Genomic DNA, 15,411 nt, shown 5'->3' on the forward strand with positions numbered 1-15,411 from the left:
ATCAGCGAGGACGGATGGTCGCCCAGACCATCTTGCCCTCGCGGGTCGGCAAGGCACCCCAAGCCGCCGAGGCGGCCTGCACCGTCCGCAGCCCCTGACCGCGGACGTCCCACAGGCTGCCCGGCGGCTCCCGTGTCTGGTCGATCATCCGGGGCAGGCACGGATCGCCGTCGCAGACGGTCAGGTGCAGCCCCGCGCCGCGGCGCACCACGATCGCCGTGATCGGGGTGCGGGCGTGCTCGACGGCGTTACCGGCCAGTTCGCTCATCACCAGGCGGCCGCGGTAGAGCACCTCGGGCAGGTTCCACGCTCCGCAGGCGTCGGTGACCAGGTTGCGGGCCAGGGCGGGGGTGTCCGGGTGGCGGGGCAGCGCGAGCCGGAGCCGGTCGGTGATCGGCCCGCCGGCGGCCACCGCGGCGAACGCCCCGGCGAGGTCGGGGAAGAGCGGCAAAAAGAACGGGCCGCCCATCCGGACGAGTCGCCCGTGCAGCGCGGCCCGCGGCGGCAGACAGGCCGCGACCCGGACCGGCGGCTCCATCGCGCCGGCCACCCGGGACACGGTCAGCCAGGTCGCCGCGCCGGCCGCGTGCCGGTCGTTGAGCTCGCACAGGTCGAGGATCAGCGCCGACGGGTGCTGACCCAGGGCTTTGCGGACGGCCACGAAGGTGTCCCGGCGCAGCGCGGTCCCCCAGACGCCGCGCACGGCGACGACGGTGATCGCGTTGTCGGTGTCCGCGGTGACGAGCACACTGCCGCCGTCGTCACGGGCTGTGTGCCGGCCGAGCGAGTGGCGCGATCCCATGCTGGGCCAACGAAGATTCTCCATAGGCGGCCACGGCTACCCGCCGAAGAGATCACCATGTGCGAATATCGGCGATTCCCGCTAAAGGGGTCAGCCGTTCGGGGGGACGACAGTCTCCGGCGGCAGCAGCTCCCCCGAGATGGCCCGGTACGGCGGCCACTCCGGCACCGCCAGCTGGTCGACGCCGACCGGGTCGGCCAGCGCCCGGTCGATCGCCGCGCGCAGCCGGTTCTGCTCCTCGGCCGGGTTCTGATACCAGGCCACCGACCAGATCCGGTGCATGTGCCAGCCCAGTTCGCGCAGCTCCTCGTCGCGCAGCCGGTCCCGGTCGCGGGTGGACGGGATCGACTGGTACTCCAGACCGTCGAACTCGATGCCGATGGCGAACACGTCGTCGTCCTGGTCGGGGTGGAGCACCGCGAGGTCGATCCAGTGCCCGGCGGCGCCCACTCTCCGGCGTACGGAATAGCCCCACGACAGCAGCGCGGTGAGCACGGCATCCTCGAAGGGTGTCGCGTCATCACGGTCGATGACGTCCCGGCCCAGGGTGGCCGCCGCCCGCTCGGCGTATTCGAGGTAGGCCTTGAGGTGCCGCACGCTCTCGTTGCCCATGTCGGGGACGTCGCCGGACCGGATCGACGACACGACCTCGACGCGCTGGGAGGCGCGGGTGATGGCGACGTTGAGCCGGCGCCAGCCCTGGGGACGGTTGAGCGACCCGAAGTTCGTACTGATCTTGTCGTTCTCGTCGTAGCCGTAGCCGATCGACAGGATGATCACGTCACGCACGTCACCCTGCACGGCTTCCAGGCTCTTGCAGAAGAAGCCGGTGAGCCGGTTGCCGTCGTCCAGGAAGTGCTCGAGGTCGGGGCGCTCGGCCATCGCCCGGCGCACCGCCTCGTCGACCGCGTCGGCCTGCGCCACCGAGAGCGTGACGACACCGAGCGTCTTGCCGGGCCGGGTGGCGTAGTGGTGCAGGACCCGCTCGGCCACCGCGTCCGCCTCGATCGGGTTGTCCGAGGTGCTCTGCCGCCGGTAGACGCCGTCGACCAGGAACAACTCGACGCCGTGGTCGGGCTCCCGCGGATAGCTGCGGGTCAGCCCGACCAGCCGGCCGTGGTAGTAGGCGAGGTCGGCGAACGCGAACAGCGCCTCGTGCCGGCTGCGGTGATGCCAGCCCAGGTGCAGGATCGGGAAGGTCTCGCGGGCCAGGTCGAGGATGGACGGGAAGTCGGTGACGTCGTCCTCGACCCGGTCGTAGAACGAGGTCGGCGGCAGCTGCCGTTCGTCGCCCACGACCACAAGTGCGTCACCGCGGTAGATGCAGTTGATCGCGTCGGCCGTGGTCACCTGGGACGCCTCGTCGAAGATGACGGTGTCGAACTCCATCTCGGGCGGCAGGTACCGGCTCACCGCCAGCGGCGACATCAGCAGGCACGGCTTGAGTCCCTGGGCCGCGTGCCGGGCCTGGGCCAGCAGCTCCTGCACCGGCAGGTGCCCGGACTGCTTGTTGCCCTCGCGCCGGATCACGCCCGGTTCCCCGCCGGCCGAGGCGGACGGCCGCCGGGCCTCGACGGCATAGACGATGTCGGCCAGCGCCGCGCCGCTCAGCTCGCGGTCGAGCAGCCGATAGACGTCGACCAGATGCGTACGATCCTCGGCCGCCACCGGTTGCAGACCCGGATCGTCGCGGATCACCGCGTCGGCCCAGCCGCGCAGCAGCGCCCGCTCGAGCACCGGCCACACCTGCTCGATCGGGATCTCCTGCTCGGCGCAGAACTCCAGCGCCTCGGCCAGGCCGTGCTCGACCAGCACCCGGCGGGCGTCCTCGTGCCGGAACCACTCGTGCTGGCCCTCCGGGTCGTGCAGCAGCTCGACCAGCAGGTCGCGGGCGTTGTCGTAGTCGCCCAGCCGCTCGATCAGCTCGCCGTGCCGGGCCGGGCCGAACGCGTCCAGGACCTGGGCCCGCGCCGACTCCCAGCCGGCCACCGCCGCCCCCAGCCCCTCGGTGGGCTGGGCGATCATCAAGGCGTGGGCCTGCTCGGCCGTCATCGCCGCGTCCTCGCCGGTCATCAGCCGGCGCGCGTGCACCGTCCACGCGACGACCTCGTTCATCGCCTCGTCGTCGGTCTTGGCGCCGCGATAGACCGAGCCCAGCACGGCCGCGTGCGCGGCCGCCTCGGCCCAGATCGCCTCCTCGGCGTCGGTGGCGGCCTGCCGCTGCTCGGCGATCTCCATCGTCTCGGCCAGCGTCAGGTCACGCCCGGTCGGCGCGGCGTAGGCCCGGATCATCTCGGCCGCGGCGTGCAGCGGGGCGATGTGGGCGCGCAGCCAGGTCACCGCGTCGGCGATGGCGCCCTCGCCCAGTTCGGGCCGCGGGGCCCGGGCCGGGGCGGCGCGCAGCGTGGTGCGGAAGCGGGTGAACTCGTCGCGGGCCTCGCTGACGATGCGCAGCAGCGCGCTGTTGGGCCGGGGTGCGCAGACATGCACGGTGACCGCGGGCAGCGCGTCGGCCGGCACCTCGCGGATCACCTCGTCGGCCGTGTGCATGGCCTCCTGGATGGCGTGGAAGTCGGTGTCCAGGCCGTTCCAGTGCCGGCCGAGCTGCTCGGCGTACTCGGCCTCGGCCTCCTTCAGATCCTCGACGGCCTGCTTCCAGGCGGCCGCGTCCTCGACGTTGGCCACCGCCGCGGCCGGCTTGACGTCGGGCAGCGCCGCCTCGACGGCCTTCTGCTTGTCGCGCCGATAGGGCCGCAGCAGCTTGCGCGGGCCGCGGTGCCGGGTCAGCCGGTCGGCCACCTCGGTGATCGGCTCGGCCAGCACCCCCTCGTCGAAGTGCCGGCGGGCCTGCGTCTCGGTCTCCCGGACCCGTTCGATGGCCAGCCGCAGCGCCCGGACCGCGGCGTGTGCGGCCGGCATGCCCCCGGTCTCGAACCAGGCCGGCTCGGGCTTGTGCTCGCGCTGGATCAGGTCGGCCACGGTGATGACCCGGGCCGAGTCGGCGAAGGTGACCACGTTGGGCAGTCCGAGCCGGGCGGTGACCCGGTCCAGGCTCTCCTGCCGGCTCTCCAGTCGGTCCGCCTCCTCGGCGAACTTGTTGGCCAGGTGGTCGGCCTGCGCGGCGTTCAGCGGCTTGAGGTCGACGGCCTCGGGCACCAGGTGCGACAGGTCCGGGATGTCCTTGAGCTCGTCGGCCGACGGCAGCTCGGCCCACGGGATGCCGCCGTAGCGCAGCGCGGCCAGGTGGTGGGTGAGGTCGGTGGCTGCCTTCTGCACCGGGTGGATGCTGTCGACGGTCAGCCAGTCCTCCTCGACCTTGGGCGGGCGCTTGCCGGCGTGGGCCGAGAGGGCGGCCAGCCGGGACGCGCCGACCGGCTCGTGCAGGTCGAACGCGTCGGCCAGGGTCGAGTTGGCGATCACCGTCTCGGCCAGCTTGCCCAGGGAGGTCATGGCCTGGCGCAGGCGGCCGTCGAGCGGCTCCCGGTCGGTCGCCTCGCGCCACAGGTACGTCTCACTGCGTACCCGGCCGAGCCGGGCCACCGCGTCGCGCAAGCGATAGAGCGCGTCACCGGTGAGCTCCTGCGGGGCGATGGCGGCGACCGGCGCCGCGGGCACGTCGAGCAACCGGGCGGACAGTCCGAGCACCTCGAACAAGCTGCGGCCGAGTGGCTGCCGCACGCGGTTCAGAGCTTCCGCGTACGCGGTCAGGCGCTCGCGCCGCTCCCGGACCGCCCGCCGATCGATCGGGTCCATGGTCGCCAGCGGCACCGGATCGGTGTCGAGCGCGGTGGCCAGCGCGGTCGCCACGTCCCGCCGCCCGACCAGGTCGCTGTGCAGCGCGAGCAGGTAGTTGCCGAGACCGGCGTCGGTGAGCCGGCGCTGCACGGTGTCGAGCGCGGCGGCCTTTTCCGAGACGACCAGCACCCGCTTGCCCGCGTGCAGCAGCCCGCCCACCATGTTGGCGATGGTCTGCGACTTGCCGGTGCCGGGCGGCCCGTCGAGCACGAAGCTGCGCCCGGCCACCGCGGCCGTGATGGCGACCCGCTGGGTGGCGTCGGCGTCGAGGATCAACGGCACGTCCTCGGGCGGGGCGACGACGTCGATCCGCTCGACCGGGGTCGGCTCGAAGGCGAACGCGCGGTCGGCGTCCCGGGTGGCCAGCGCGCGCACGACCGGGTGCTCGACGATGTGCGGCTCGTTCTCGTAGAGGTCGTAGTACATCGCCTCGCGGTGCACGCTGAGGCAGGAGAGCGTGACCGTCTCGTCGGCGTACCAGCCGCGCCGCTCGCCGATGGCCACGTCGATCCGGGCCCACAGCACGGTCACGTCGAGCTCGGCCAGCGAGTTGATCTCGGGGATGTCGATGTCGAGCTCGGCCATCCGCACGACCAGGGCCGGGTTGACGATCGGGTCCTCGGGCCGCGCGATCAGCCTCGGGCCGGCCGCGTCGATCTCCACCGGGACGAGCAGGATCGGGCTCTCGTACGGGGATCCGTCGTCGTCCGACCAGTGCAGCATTCCCACGCCGAGGTAGAGCGGGGACACACCGCGGTCGAGCAGCTCTAGGCGGCTGCGGCGCCAGAAGTGGTGCAGCAGCGCGCCGAGTTGCTCCTCGGGCAGCTCGGTGCGCAGCACGGGGGCCGTCGACTCGCCCTCCGCGTGGAAGGCGTAGCCGCCGCCCTCCTGGAGCACCTTCACGATCGCCTTGGGCGACGGGCCGGTGATCTCGATGGATCCCGAGGACGCCCGGGCGAAGTTGAGCAGGGGGTTGGTGCCGGTCAGATCGACCAGGCCGGAACGCCAGCTCTCCAGCGCCGACCGCACGTCGGCACCGGGGAGCTCACTTGAATCCGCTTCATGATCCGGCCACATGCCTCAATTTCAGCAAGTCGGACGCCAGTCACGCTGGGGATTCGGCTACGTGCTTAAGGATATTTACGGCAAAACGGTCTAGGAGGCGCTTTTCACAGCCGGCCGGCCGCAGCATGCATGCCCTTCGGCGCCGCCCAGGTCGACTTCACCTGGGCGGCGCTCCGGTCGGTCAGGCCGCGTGCACGTGCTCCTCGACGTCGCGGGACTGCTCGGGAGCCTGCCGCTCGAGGGCCGCACCCTCGACGTCGACCGCCGGCAGCCAGGAGAGCCAGCGCGGCAGCCACCACGCGGAGCGGCCGAGCAGAGTGATGGCCGCCGGGACGATGATCATGCGGACCACGATGGCGTCGAACAGGATGCCGATGGCCAGGGCGAAGGCGATCGGCTTGATGGTGTCGTTGCCCTCGGGCACGAAGCCGGCGAAGACCGAGAACATGATCGTCGCCGCGGCCACGACCACCGGCGCGGCCTGCTTGAAGCCGGTCACCACCGCGTCGCGCGGCGAGGCGCCGTGGGCGTGTGCCTCGTGCATCCGCGAGACCAGGAAGACCTGGTAGTCCATGGCCAGGCCGAACAGGATGCCGACGATGATGATCGGCGCCAGGCTCAGCAGCGGGCCGGTGGTCTGCGCGTTGACCAGGCCGGAGAGCCAGCCCCACTGGAAGACCGCGGTGGTCGCGCCGAGCGCCGCGCCGATCGTGAGCAGGAAGCCGACCACGCCGACGACCGGCACCAGCAGCGACCGGAAGACCAGCACGAGCAGGACGAAGGCCAGGCCGACGACCAGGATCAGATAGATCGGCAGCGCCTGGTCGAGCTTCTCCGACACGTCGATGCTGACCGCGGTCTGCCCGGTCACGTAGACCTGGGCGCCGGGACCGTCGGCCACGTCGTCCCGGATCGCGTGCACCAGGTCGATCGTCGCGGTGTCCTCCGGGCCCGAGCCCGGGATGATCGTGATGAGGGCGGCGTTCTGCCCCTGGCTGACCCGGGGCTGGGCCACGAACGCGACGTCCGGGAGGGCGGCGATCTTTTCCCGTACGGAGGACGCGTACGCCGGAGCGCCGGACCCGTCCACCAGGACCAGCAGCGGACCGGCGAAGCCGGGGCCGAAGCGCTCGGCGATGATCTGGTCGGCCTTCTCCTGGGTGCTGCCCTCGGCCGCCCGCTGGATGAGCGTGGTCTGCATCGAGAAGAACGGGATGGCGATCACGGCCAGCGCCGCGACCGCGACGATCAGGCTGAGGACCCGCTGGTGGGTGACCATGTGGGCCCAGCCGCGATAGAAGCCCCGGTCCCTCTTCGGGCTCGCGACCGGGTTGCCGCGCTCCTTCTTGGGCAGCGCCCGCAGGCCGATCGCGCCCAGGAACGCCGGCACCAGCGTGATGGCGACCAGGACGGCGAAGACGATGGTGCCCGCGGCGGCCAGACCCATCTCGGTCAGGAACGGGATGCCGGCGACGGACAGGCCGGCCAGCGCGATCACCACGGTCAGACCGGCGGTGACCACGGCCGAGCCGGCCGTGCCGACCGCGAGCGCGACCGCCTCGGGCACCGGCAGGCCGCGGCGCAGCTCCTGGCGGAACCGGGTGACGATGAACAGCGCGTAGTCGATGCCGACCGCGAGGCCCAGCATGATCGCGAGAATCGGGGTGGTCGACTGCAGCTCGGTGAAGCCGCTCAGCGTGGTGATGCCGAGGGCGCCGATCGCCACGCCGGCCAGGGCGGTCAGCAGGTTCATGCCGGCCAGGACCAGGGACCCGTACGTGATGGCCAGCACCACCAGGGCCACGACCACACCGAGGATCTCGCCGGCGCCGCCGATGTCGGCCCCCGACTCCTGGGTCGCCTCGCCGCGCGCCTCGACGATCAGATCGGCCGAGCGGGACTGGTCGACCACGGCGGTCAGCGCCTCGCGCTCCTCGACCGTGATCTCGGACGCCTGCACGCCGTAGGTCACCGTGCTGTAGGCGGCGGTCTGGTCCTGCGACACCGTCGGCGCCTTCGGGTCCAGCGGGTTGCTGGCCGAGACCACGCCCGGCAGCTTCTGCAGCTGGGCGACGACCGCGGCGACCTGGGTGGCGGTGGCCCGATCGGTGATCTTGCCGGTGCCGGGCGCCTCCATCACCACCTGGGCCGTGGCACCGGCCGAGGCCGCACCGAAGCGCTCCTCCATCAGCTCGAGCGCCTTGGTCGACTCCTGACCCGGGATCGAGAAGGAGTTGACCATCGTGCCCGAGAGCGTGGCGGCGCCGGCCCCGAGGGCGATCACGGCCACCAGCCAGGCGACCATGACCAGCGCCTTGTGGCGTACGGCCCCGAGTCCGAGGCGGTGCAGCAACGTTGCCATTTCAGTCAATCCCTTGTTGGTGGGCCTCAGCGCTCGTGGCCGAGCGCGTCGTAGCTGATGTCGATCAGGTCGTCGAGCGTGGCGGCCAGGGGTTTCTCGCGCAGCGCGACCCCGGCGACGGCGAGGGCACCGAGCGCGCCGACCACCCGGATGGCCCGCACCGGGTCGGTCTCGGGGTCGACCGCGAAGGCCTCGAAGACCGGCTCGCCGATGCACTCCATGGCCGTGCCGAGCTCGCCCTCCTCGGAACCGGCGAGACCGCTGAGCAGCAGGGCGACCGTGCCCGGGCACTCGGCCGCGAGCCGGGCGACGCTGGTGATGACCGCCCGGTCGCGCACCGGACCGGGCGGCATGGCGGCGACCTCGTCGGCCACCGCGCGGATGTCCCGCAGCACGCGGTCGAGCACCGCCTGCTGCAGCGACTCCTTGGTCGGATAGCGGTGCAGCAGACCCGTCTTGGAGTAGCCCACCGCGTCGGCGATGCGCTGGACGGACGTCTCCTTGAAGCCGTGCCGGGCGAACAGGGTCGCGGCGGCTTCGAGGATCTCGTCGTCGATCTCTTGCTTGGACGGCCGCGGCATGCGGACCACTTTAGTCGGGGATGGACCAGGTCGGTCGGTAACCGACCGTGGCGGTCCTCACAGTTGTTCTCATATGCCGTGCCTACCGCAAACGAAACGGCCGGCTACGGGTTTCCCCGCAACCGGCCGTCGAACCCTTCGGCTCTAGTGAGTTACCTCTTTCACCCAACCGGCGATGTTGTCCACCCGGGCCGCACTCTCGATCTGCGTGTGCGGGCAGGACGGGCCGTTGCTGACCACCGCGACCAGCGCCGGGCCCTTCTTGCCACGCTCGACGAAGAAGGGGCCGCCCGAGTCGTACGGGCACGGGGTCGTGTCCGCCTGCGGCGAGTTGCCCTTGAGCTGCGTGACCGTGTCGGTCAGACCGGCCACCTCCATCTTCCCGGTGCGCAGCCAGGTGACCGGCGCCGGGTTGGTGCTGGTTGTGGAGCCGTACCCGGTGAGCCGCACCGGATCCCCGGCCTCCGGCGCCGTGCGACCGACCCGGATCGGGCGGACGTCACGCACCGGCTCGGCCAGCTTGGCCAGCGACACGTCGGCCGTCGCGGACTGGCGGACCGCGACGATCTCGACCTCGTGGCCACGTGAGGTGTCCGTGAGATCGGTGCGGCCGATGGTCGCGATCGTCGAGTCGGCGACCGGGCGTTCGACCCGGACGCCGTTCGCGTCCCGGAAGCAGTGCCCCGCCGTGATGATCCACTGCGCCGCCACGAGCGCGCCGGAGCAGGCGCTGTTGCGCTTGCCGCCGTCGGCCGTGGGGATGCCCGTCATGGTCAGCTTGACCGAGAAGGCGTACCGGCCCGGCTTGACCTGTTCCCCGTTGGCGATCGCGTTCGCCGGAGCGGCGAACCCGAGCAGCCCCACGGCGACGGCACCGGCCGCGGCGAGAATCGACCTCTTTCTCTGTCCCATTCGGACAACCTAGCGGCGGCGATCAACCCCGGCGAATCGGGGAAGTCCCCGGGTGATCCCTGAGTGTCGCGGTGGCTTTTGGTGTCGTACGCGGCTTTACCCAGCACATCGCGTCGGCTTCCCGACTATCACCGGCTCGGGGTACGACCGGGGTTCGGCCCGGATGTTCCCAGCTCGCTATCTGCCTAGTTTCAGGTTCGACACAGAATCGAGCACTGGGGGAACTGATGGGCAGGCGACCGGTAACGGTGCGCATGGCGCGGTGGAGCGCCGAGCATCCGTGGCGCGCGATCGCGCTCTGGGTGGTCTTCGTGGCGGTGTGCTTCGTGGGCGGAAACGCCGCGGGCCTCAAGGAAGCCACGGCGCAGGACGACGCGATCGGCGAGGCCGGTCGTGCGTACGTGATGATCGAGGAAGGTGGGTTCGCCGACGAGCCCGCCGTCGACAACGTTCTGATCACCGCCCGTTCGGGCAAGCTCGACACCGCGGCCGCCGAGCGGGCCGCCGCCGATGCCACCACCAAGCTGCGGTCGGTCACCGGCGTCGCCTCGGTGGGCAAGCCGATCCCGGCCAACGACGGCTCGGCGCTGCTCGTGCCGATCACCATGGCCGGCGAGCCCGACTCCGCCTCCGACCGGGTCGAGCCACTGCGCACGGCCACGGCCGAGGTGCAGCAGTCCCATCCGGAGCTGCGGGTCGAACAGGTCGGTGGCCCGTCCATCGACAAGGCCCTCGACGACACCCTGGGCAACGACTTCAAACGGGCCGAGATCCTCAGCCTGCCGGTCACCCTGGCCATCCTGATCCTGGTCTTCGGCGCGCTGATCGCCGCCGGGGTGCCGGTGCTGCTGGCGCTGTCCTCAGTGGCCGCCGCGATGGGCCTCTCCACGCTGGCCTCACACCTGATCCCGTCCACCGACACCACCTCCAGCGTCATCCTGCTGATCGGCATGGCGGTCGGCGTCGACTACTCGCTGTTCTATGTCCGGCGAGAACGGGAGGAACGGGCGAAGGGCCGCGGCCACGTCGACGCGGTCGAGATCGCGGCCGAGACCTCGGGGCACGCCGTGGTGGTCAGCGGCACGGCCGTGGTCATCGCGATGGCCGGGCTCTTCCTGGCCGGGGACTCCACGTTCTCGTCGCTCGCCGTCGGCTCGATCCTGGTCGTCACGGTGGCCGTCCTCGGCTCGCTGACCGTGCTGCCCGCGATCCTGTCCAAGCTGGGCCGCTGGGTCGACCGGCCGCGGGTGCCGTTCGTGTGGCGCCTGACCGCCCGCAACTCCGGCGGCGGCTCCCGCTTCTGGCGGGCGATCCTGCACCCGGCGCTGCGCTGGCCCGCGGCCACGCTGCTGGTGAGCGCGCTCGCCCTGCTCGCGCTGGCCGCCCCGGCCCTCAACATGAACCTCAAGTTCCCGGGTACGGAGGACCTGCCCCGCACCACGCCGGCCATGCAGGCCTACGACCGTCTGGCCGCCGCGTACCCCAGCAACGGCACCACCCACATGGTCGCCGTGCAGGCCCCGGCCGACCGGGCCGGTGACGTCAAGGCGGCGCTGACCAAGCTGGCCGCGAGCACCGAGGGCAACCGCCTGTTCGCGGTGCCCGAGCAGACCGGGCCGGACATCGAGGTCTCCCCCGACAAGACGGTGACCGTGCTCGACCTGGCGACACCGTTCACGTCCCGCAGCGACGAGGCGGCCGACTCGTTGCACGAGCTCCGCGAGACCCTGGCCCCGGCCGCGCTGGGCGGTCTCGACTACGCGGTGGGCGGCGACGTCGCCAACAACGAGGACTACGCGAAGCACATCTGGCAGACGTTGCCGATCGTGGCCGGGGTCGTCCTGCTGCTGACGTTCCTGATGATGGCCTGGACGTTCCGCTCGATCGTGGTCGCGGCCACCTCGATCCTGCTCAACCTGCTCTCGGTCGGGGCGGCGTACGGCTTCCTGGTCCTGGTCTTCCAGGGCAGCTGGGCGCCCGACCTGCTCAACTTCACCTCGATGGACGCGATCGTCAGCTGGCTGCCGCTGTTCCTGTTCGTGGTGTTGTTCGGCCTGTCGATGGACTACCACGTCTTCGTGGTCTCCCGGATCCGCGAGGCGGTCCAGCGCGGCGTCCCGACCCGGGAAGCCGTGGCCGAGGGCATCACCGGCTCGGCCGGCACGGTCAGCAGCGCCGCGCTGGTGATGGTCGCGGTCTTCTCGATCTTCGCCACACTGTCCACCATCGACATGAAGCAGCTGGGCATCGGCCTGGCCGCCGCGATCCTGCTGGACGCGACGATCATCCGGGCCGTGGTGCTGCCCTCGGTCATGACCCTGCTGGGCAACGCCAACTGGTGGGCGCCGCGCTTCATGCGTCCCCGCGGCCGCCACGCGGCTTCGGCGGTCGTGGAGGCTCCCCCGGCGCCGGAGCCCGAGCTGGTCGGTCGCCACTGACCCGTACGGCTGGAAAGGGAGGCTCCCACGCCGGAGCCTCCCTTTCCCTGTGCGGCGCTCAGGCGAGCCAGAAGTCGAACGGCCGGCGACCCGGCCGGAAACCGTGCGCCTCGGCCAGGTGCGCGGCCTCGCGGAAGCCCGCGGCCAACATCGCCGGCAGGTGAGCGTCGCTGCCGAACGAGACGGCCGTGCCGCCTTCCTCCCGCCACCAGCGGACAACCTCCGGGTGTAACGGGACGCGCGTGTTGACCTCGAGCACCCGCCCGCCGCCGGCGATCGCGCGCAGGGCCAGCCGGAATTCCTCCTCGAACGTGTACGGGTCGAACGGCCCCGGCCAGGCTCGCACGGGATAGTCGATGTGCGCGAACACCTCGAAGTCGTCACTGGCCGCGACCACGGTGGGAACCTGCCGAAGATAGCGCCGCAACGCCGCGGCCGGCCCGTAGCGCTCGAACAGCCCCGGCGGCTCGAAGAACGTCTCCCCCACCGGCAACCCGTGCAGCGAGCCCAGCACCCGATCGAACTGCCCGGCCCCCAGCACAGCCGCCACCGCCTCACGATGCAGATGCGGCTCCCCGATCTCGAGCCCGCTCAGGATGTGCAGCTCCGGAAAGCGATCCCGGCACCGCTCGACGCTCGCGAGATAGCCCGCGGTGTCGAACGCCGGCGGGCTGACCCGCCCCCGCCCATCCGCGACGGAGGACAGCTCCGGACTCGCCTCGAGCGTCGCCCGATCGGCCGTCCACACGACATGGTCGAGGTGCTCGGTGAAGGCCACCGCCGGCACCCCGATCTCGACCGCCCGCGCGCAGGTCCCCTCCATGTCCCCCACCCACGTGTCCCAGGACCATTCACTGTGCACGTGGCTGTCCGCCGGCAGCATGCCGCTCAGCTCCCCGGCTCGTTGTCCCTCACGTCGAAGAACCTCCAGCGCCCCTCGGAAACCACTTCGACAGCACCGTCAACAACCTTGATCGCGGTCTGCTGGTCGATCGCGTACGCCGGACCGCCGATCCTGGCCGCCCACTTCTCCGCCCCAGCCATGCTGTTGTCCGGGCTCTCCGGAATATCAAGGTGCGGGAAGATCGAAAAATCGACCAGGCCGAGCGCATCATCCCCACCGCCGGCCGGCTTCCAGCCCACGAACTCCTCGCCCACCCGCGGAGTCATCACCATGCTCCCCGCGCTGAGTCCCACATAGACCGTGCCGGACAACGACGGCAGCAGGTCAGCCAGCCCGGACTCCCGCATCCAGTGGGTGAGGTAGAGCGCGTCGCCCCCGTTGACCAGCAGCACGTCGGCCTCCCGGACCCACGAGACCCACAGCGCCTCGTCGATGCTGGGCAGTGCGGTCAGCTCCAGCATCCCCACCGACTCCCAGCCGAGGCCGGTCATGGGGCCGGGCGCCCGCCCACTGACAAAGTTCCACGGCGAGACGGGATCGGCGTACGGCCCGCCGTAGCCCGCAGTGGGAATGCAGAGAGCCCTGGCCTCCTCGATCGGCTTACCCAGGAGTTCGAGGAGCGCTTGGTGGATGCTCGCGTTCCTGATCCCAGAATCCGTCAGCAGAAGTCTCATCGTGTCCTCCCAGAAGCATGCGATCAGTCCACCCACACCACCGGCGTGACCGTACGCCGTGCGGACCACCGACCCAACGTCAGCGACGCGCCGGCTGACGGCCTCACGCGCCGCCCCTCCCGCTGGACAACGACAAGACCCCAGGACAGCGGCCGGCGGGCGGGCTTAAGGACAACCTCGAGTGCTGGGGCCTTGACCCCCGGTCTTGGACACGGGGTTATGCGGCTGGCGCCAGCGTAGCTGGCGTTGCCAGGGTGTTGTTTTCGTAGTTGATCGGGGATTGGTGTCCGAGTCGGGAGTGGCGGCGGACGGTGTTGTAGCGGTGCAGCCAGCGGAAGCTGGCCAGCCGGGCTTCGCGGACGTCGGTGAACGCGTTGCGGCCTTGCAGGGTCTCGCGTTTGAAGGTGGCGTTGAACGACTCCGCGAGGGCGTTGTCGGCCGAGCTGCCGATCTTGGCCATCGATTGACGGACCCCGGCGTCGGCGCAAGCGGTAGCGAAGTCCCTCGAGGTGTATTGGGCGCCGTGATCGGAGTGGAAGATCGCCCCGTCCAGGCTGCTGCGGGTGCGCCGGGCGGCGTGCAGGGCGTCGATGACCAGGCCGGTGCGCATGTGGTCGGCGATCGCCCAGCCAGCCAGCCGCCGCGAGTGCAGGTCGATCACGGTGGCCAGGTAGAGGAACCCGCCCTCGCCGATCGGTAGGTAGGTGATGTCGCCGACGTAGCGTTGGTTGATCGCCGGTGCGGTGAAGTCACGGCTGATCAGATCCGGTGCTTTGACCGCGGCTGGGTCGGTGATCGTGGTCTGGACGCGCCGGCGCAGCCGCAACCCGGCGATGCGGTGAGCGCGCATGACCCGGGCGACTTTCTTGCGGTTGACCGCCAGGCCGCCGTCCTGCAGCTCGGCGGTGATCCGCGGCGCCCCGTAGGTGCCGTCATGACGGGCCTGCACTGCCCGGATCCGCGTCGCCAGCGCCGCGTCCGCGGCCTCACGGGCGGCCCGGTGACCGGCCGTGGCCCGCCAGTAATAGAAACTCGACCGGGCGATCTGCAGAACCTGACACAACCGCTTCACGCCGAAGCGTGCCTGATGGTCGGCGACGAACTGGAAGCGGTTCACCAGCGCGTCTCCCCGGCGAAATACTTGGCCGCCTTGCGCAGGATGTCGCGTTCCTCCTCCAACTCCCTAACCCGCCGCCGCAGAGCCGCGTTCTCTTCCTCCACCGCGCCCGCCACCGGCGGCAAGCCGGCCGCCGCCGCTACCGGGCCCGCCGGGATCTCCCCGCGGCGCTGCTGATCGGCACGCACCCACCGGCGCATCGTCTCGTCATCCACCCCGAGATCCTCAGCGACCTGCGCGATCGACACCCCCGGACGCGACCGGTACAACTCGACCGCCTCGGTCCGGAACTCATCCGAATAGTTTCTGAACACCATCGTCTTCCAGAACTCCTGATCCTCCCGGACCCCCAGGCCCGAGGTTCAAGTGTCCAAGATCAGGGGTCAAGGCCCCTGCTTTCGGCGGCCGGGTGAAGGCAAGACCTCAGGGCTCCGCCCCGAACCCCGGCCGCTCGAAAAGATCAGGTGGCTTTCTTGCGGTGGTGGCTTGGTTGATCTCTCCGGACCGGAAGCCAGGAGCGAATCGCAAGTGAGGGCAGGACGCAAGAAGGGCGCTTGCGTCCTGCCCTCACTCACGATGAGCTGCGGCTGCCGCCCCGGAGAGATCAACCAAGCTTTGGATGGACGAGCGTGTGGATTGACATCCTCTCCGTCCTAAAGGACGGAGATTCCCTCCACGCTGCGCGTGGAACACGCGGCGTCCGGGTGGGTTACCGCTTCGCCGCGCGGTGCCGGGACGAGTCCCGGTCTTACCTGCGCTCC

At 70.9% G+C, this 15,411-nt stretch carries 9 protein-coding genes; 1 reads left to right on the top strand and 8 read right to left on the bottom strand.

Translation table 11 applies throughout. The features are described 5' to 3' along the window. Position 1 precedes the first annotated feature (1 nt). The 5 genes from NAG42_RS41680 to NAG42_RS41700 form a co-directional block, all read right to left on the bottom strand. Positions 2-802: an ATP-binding protein gene (locus NAG42_RS41680; RefSeq protein WP_250038055.1), complete on the bottom strand. Its 801-nt coding sequence runs from the start codon at positions 800-802 to the stop codon at positions 2-4. A gap of 90 nt (positions 803-892) precedes the next feature. Next, positions 893-5,626 (bottom strand): PDDEXK-like endonuclease domain-containing protein, encoded by a 4,734-nt coding sequence (locus NAG42_RS41685; protein WP_250038056.1) that lies wholly within the window; start codon positions 5,624-5,626, stop codon positions 893-895. A 217-nt stretch (positions 5,627-5,843) separates the two neighbouring features. Then, positions 5,844-8,024: an MMPL family transporter gene (locus tag NAG42_RS41690; protein WP_250038057.1), complete on the bottom strand. Its 2,181-nt coding sequence runs from the start codon at positions 8,022-8,024 to the stop codon at positions 5,844-5,846. A 26-nt stretch (positions 8,025-8,050) separates the two neighbouring features. Continuing rightward, positions 8,051-8,605 (bottom strand): TetR/AcrR family transcriptional regulator, encoded by a 555-nt coding sequence (locus NAG42_RS41695; RefSeq protein ID WP_250038058.1) that lies wholly within the window; start codon positions 8,603-8,605, stop codon positions 8,051-8,053. A gap of 144 nt (positions 8,606-8,749) precedes the next feature. Continuing rightward, complete coding sequence (locus NAG42_RS41700; RefSeq protein ID WP_250038059.1) at positions 8,750-9,517, bottom strand: S1 family peptidase; 768 nt, start codon at positions 9,515-9,517, stop codon at positions 8,750-8,752. A gap of 254 nt (positions 9,518-9,771) precedes the next feature. Here NAG42_RS41700 and NAG42_RS41705 point away from each other — a divergent pair, with 254 nt between their 5' ends. Further along, the gene (locus NAG42_RS41705; protein ID WP_250038060.1) at positions 9,772-11,955 is read left to right on the top strand and encodes an MMPL family transporter; all 2,184 of its coding nucleotides are present in this window, start codon (positions 9,772-9,774) and stop codon (positions 11,953-11,955) included. Positions 11,956-12,013: 58 nt separating this feature from the next. On the opposite strand, the gene NAG42_RS41710 is transcribed toward NAG42_RS41705, so the two are convergent. The 3 genes from NAG42_RS41710 to NAG42_RS41720 all read right to left on the bottom strand — a co-directional run bounded on the left by NAG42_RS41710 (position 12,014) and on the right by NAG42_RS41720 (position 14,967). Further along, positions 12,014-12,838, bottom strand: a complete 825-nt coding sequence (locus NAG42_RS41710) for a PHP domain-containing protein (protein WP_250038061.1) — start codon at positions 12,836-12,838, stop codon at positions 12,014-12,016. A gap of 5 nt (positions 12,839-12,843) precedes the next feature. After that, entirely contained in the window at positions 12,844-13,533 is a 690-nt protein-coding gene (locus NAG42_RS41715) for a Type 1 glutamine amidotransferase-like domain-containing protein (protein ID WP_250038062.1), read from the bottom strand. A 217-nt stretch (positions 13,534-13,750) separates the two neighbouring features. Beyond that, positions 13,751-14,967 (bottom strand): IS3 family transposase gene (locus NAG42_RS41720; protein WP_250038063.1). Its coding sequence is split into 2 segments (ribosomal slippage): positions 13,751-14,661 and positions 14,661-14,967, totalling 1,218 coding nucleotides; the frame shifts between segments, so codons are not numbered across the junction. Positions 14,968-15,411: the final 444 nt, after the last annotated feature.

The sequence above is a fragment of the Paractinoplanes maris genome, from assembly GCF_023544465.1.
In the GTDB taxonomy this organism is placed as follows: domain Bacteria; phylum Actinomycetota; class Actinomycetes; order Mycobacteriales; family Micromonosporaceae; genus Actinoplanes; species Actinoplanes maris.

Excerpts from the sequence above, each read along its gene's own strand:
- NAG42_RS41710 (WP_250038061.1), bottom strand. The coding sequence starts at position 12,838 with ATGCTGCCGGCGGACAGCCACGTGCACAGTGAATGGTCCTGGGACACG.
- NAG42_RS41695 (WP_250038058.1), bottom strand. The coding sequence starts at position 8,605 with ATGCCGCGGCCGTCCAAGCAAGAGATCGACGACGAGATCCTCGAAGCC.
- NAG42_RS41690 (WP_250038057.1), bottom strand. The coding sequence starts at position 8,024 with ATGGCAACGTTGCTGCACCGCCTCGGACTCGGGGCCGTACGCCACAAG.
- NAG42_RS41680 (WP_250038055.1), bottom strand. The coding sequence starts at position 802 with ATGGGATCGCGCCACTCGCTCGGCCGGCACACAGCCCGTGACGACGGC.
- NAG42_RS41705 (WP_250038060.1), top strand. The coding sequence starts at position 9,772 with ATGGCGCGGTGGAGCGCCGAGCATCCGTGGCGCGCGATCGCGCTCTGG.
- NAG42_RS41700 (WP_250038059.1), bottom strand. The coding sequence starts at position 9,517 with ATGGGACAGAGAAAGAGGTCGATTCTCGCCGCGGCCGGTGCCGTCGCC.
- NAG42_RS41715 (WP_250038062.1), bottom strand. The coding sequence starts at position 13,533 with ATGAGACTTCTGCTGACGGATTCTGGGATCAGGAACGCGAGCATCCAC.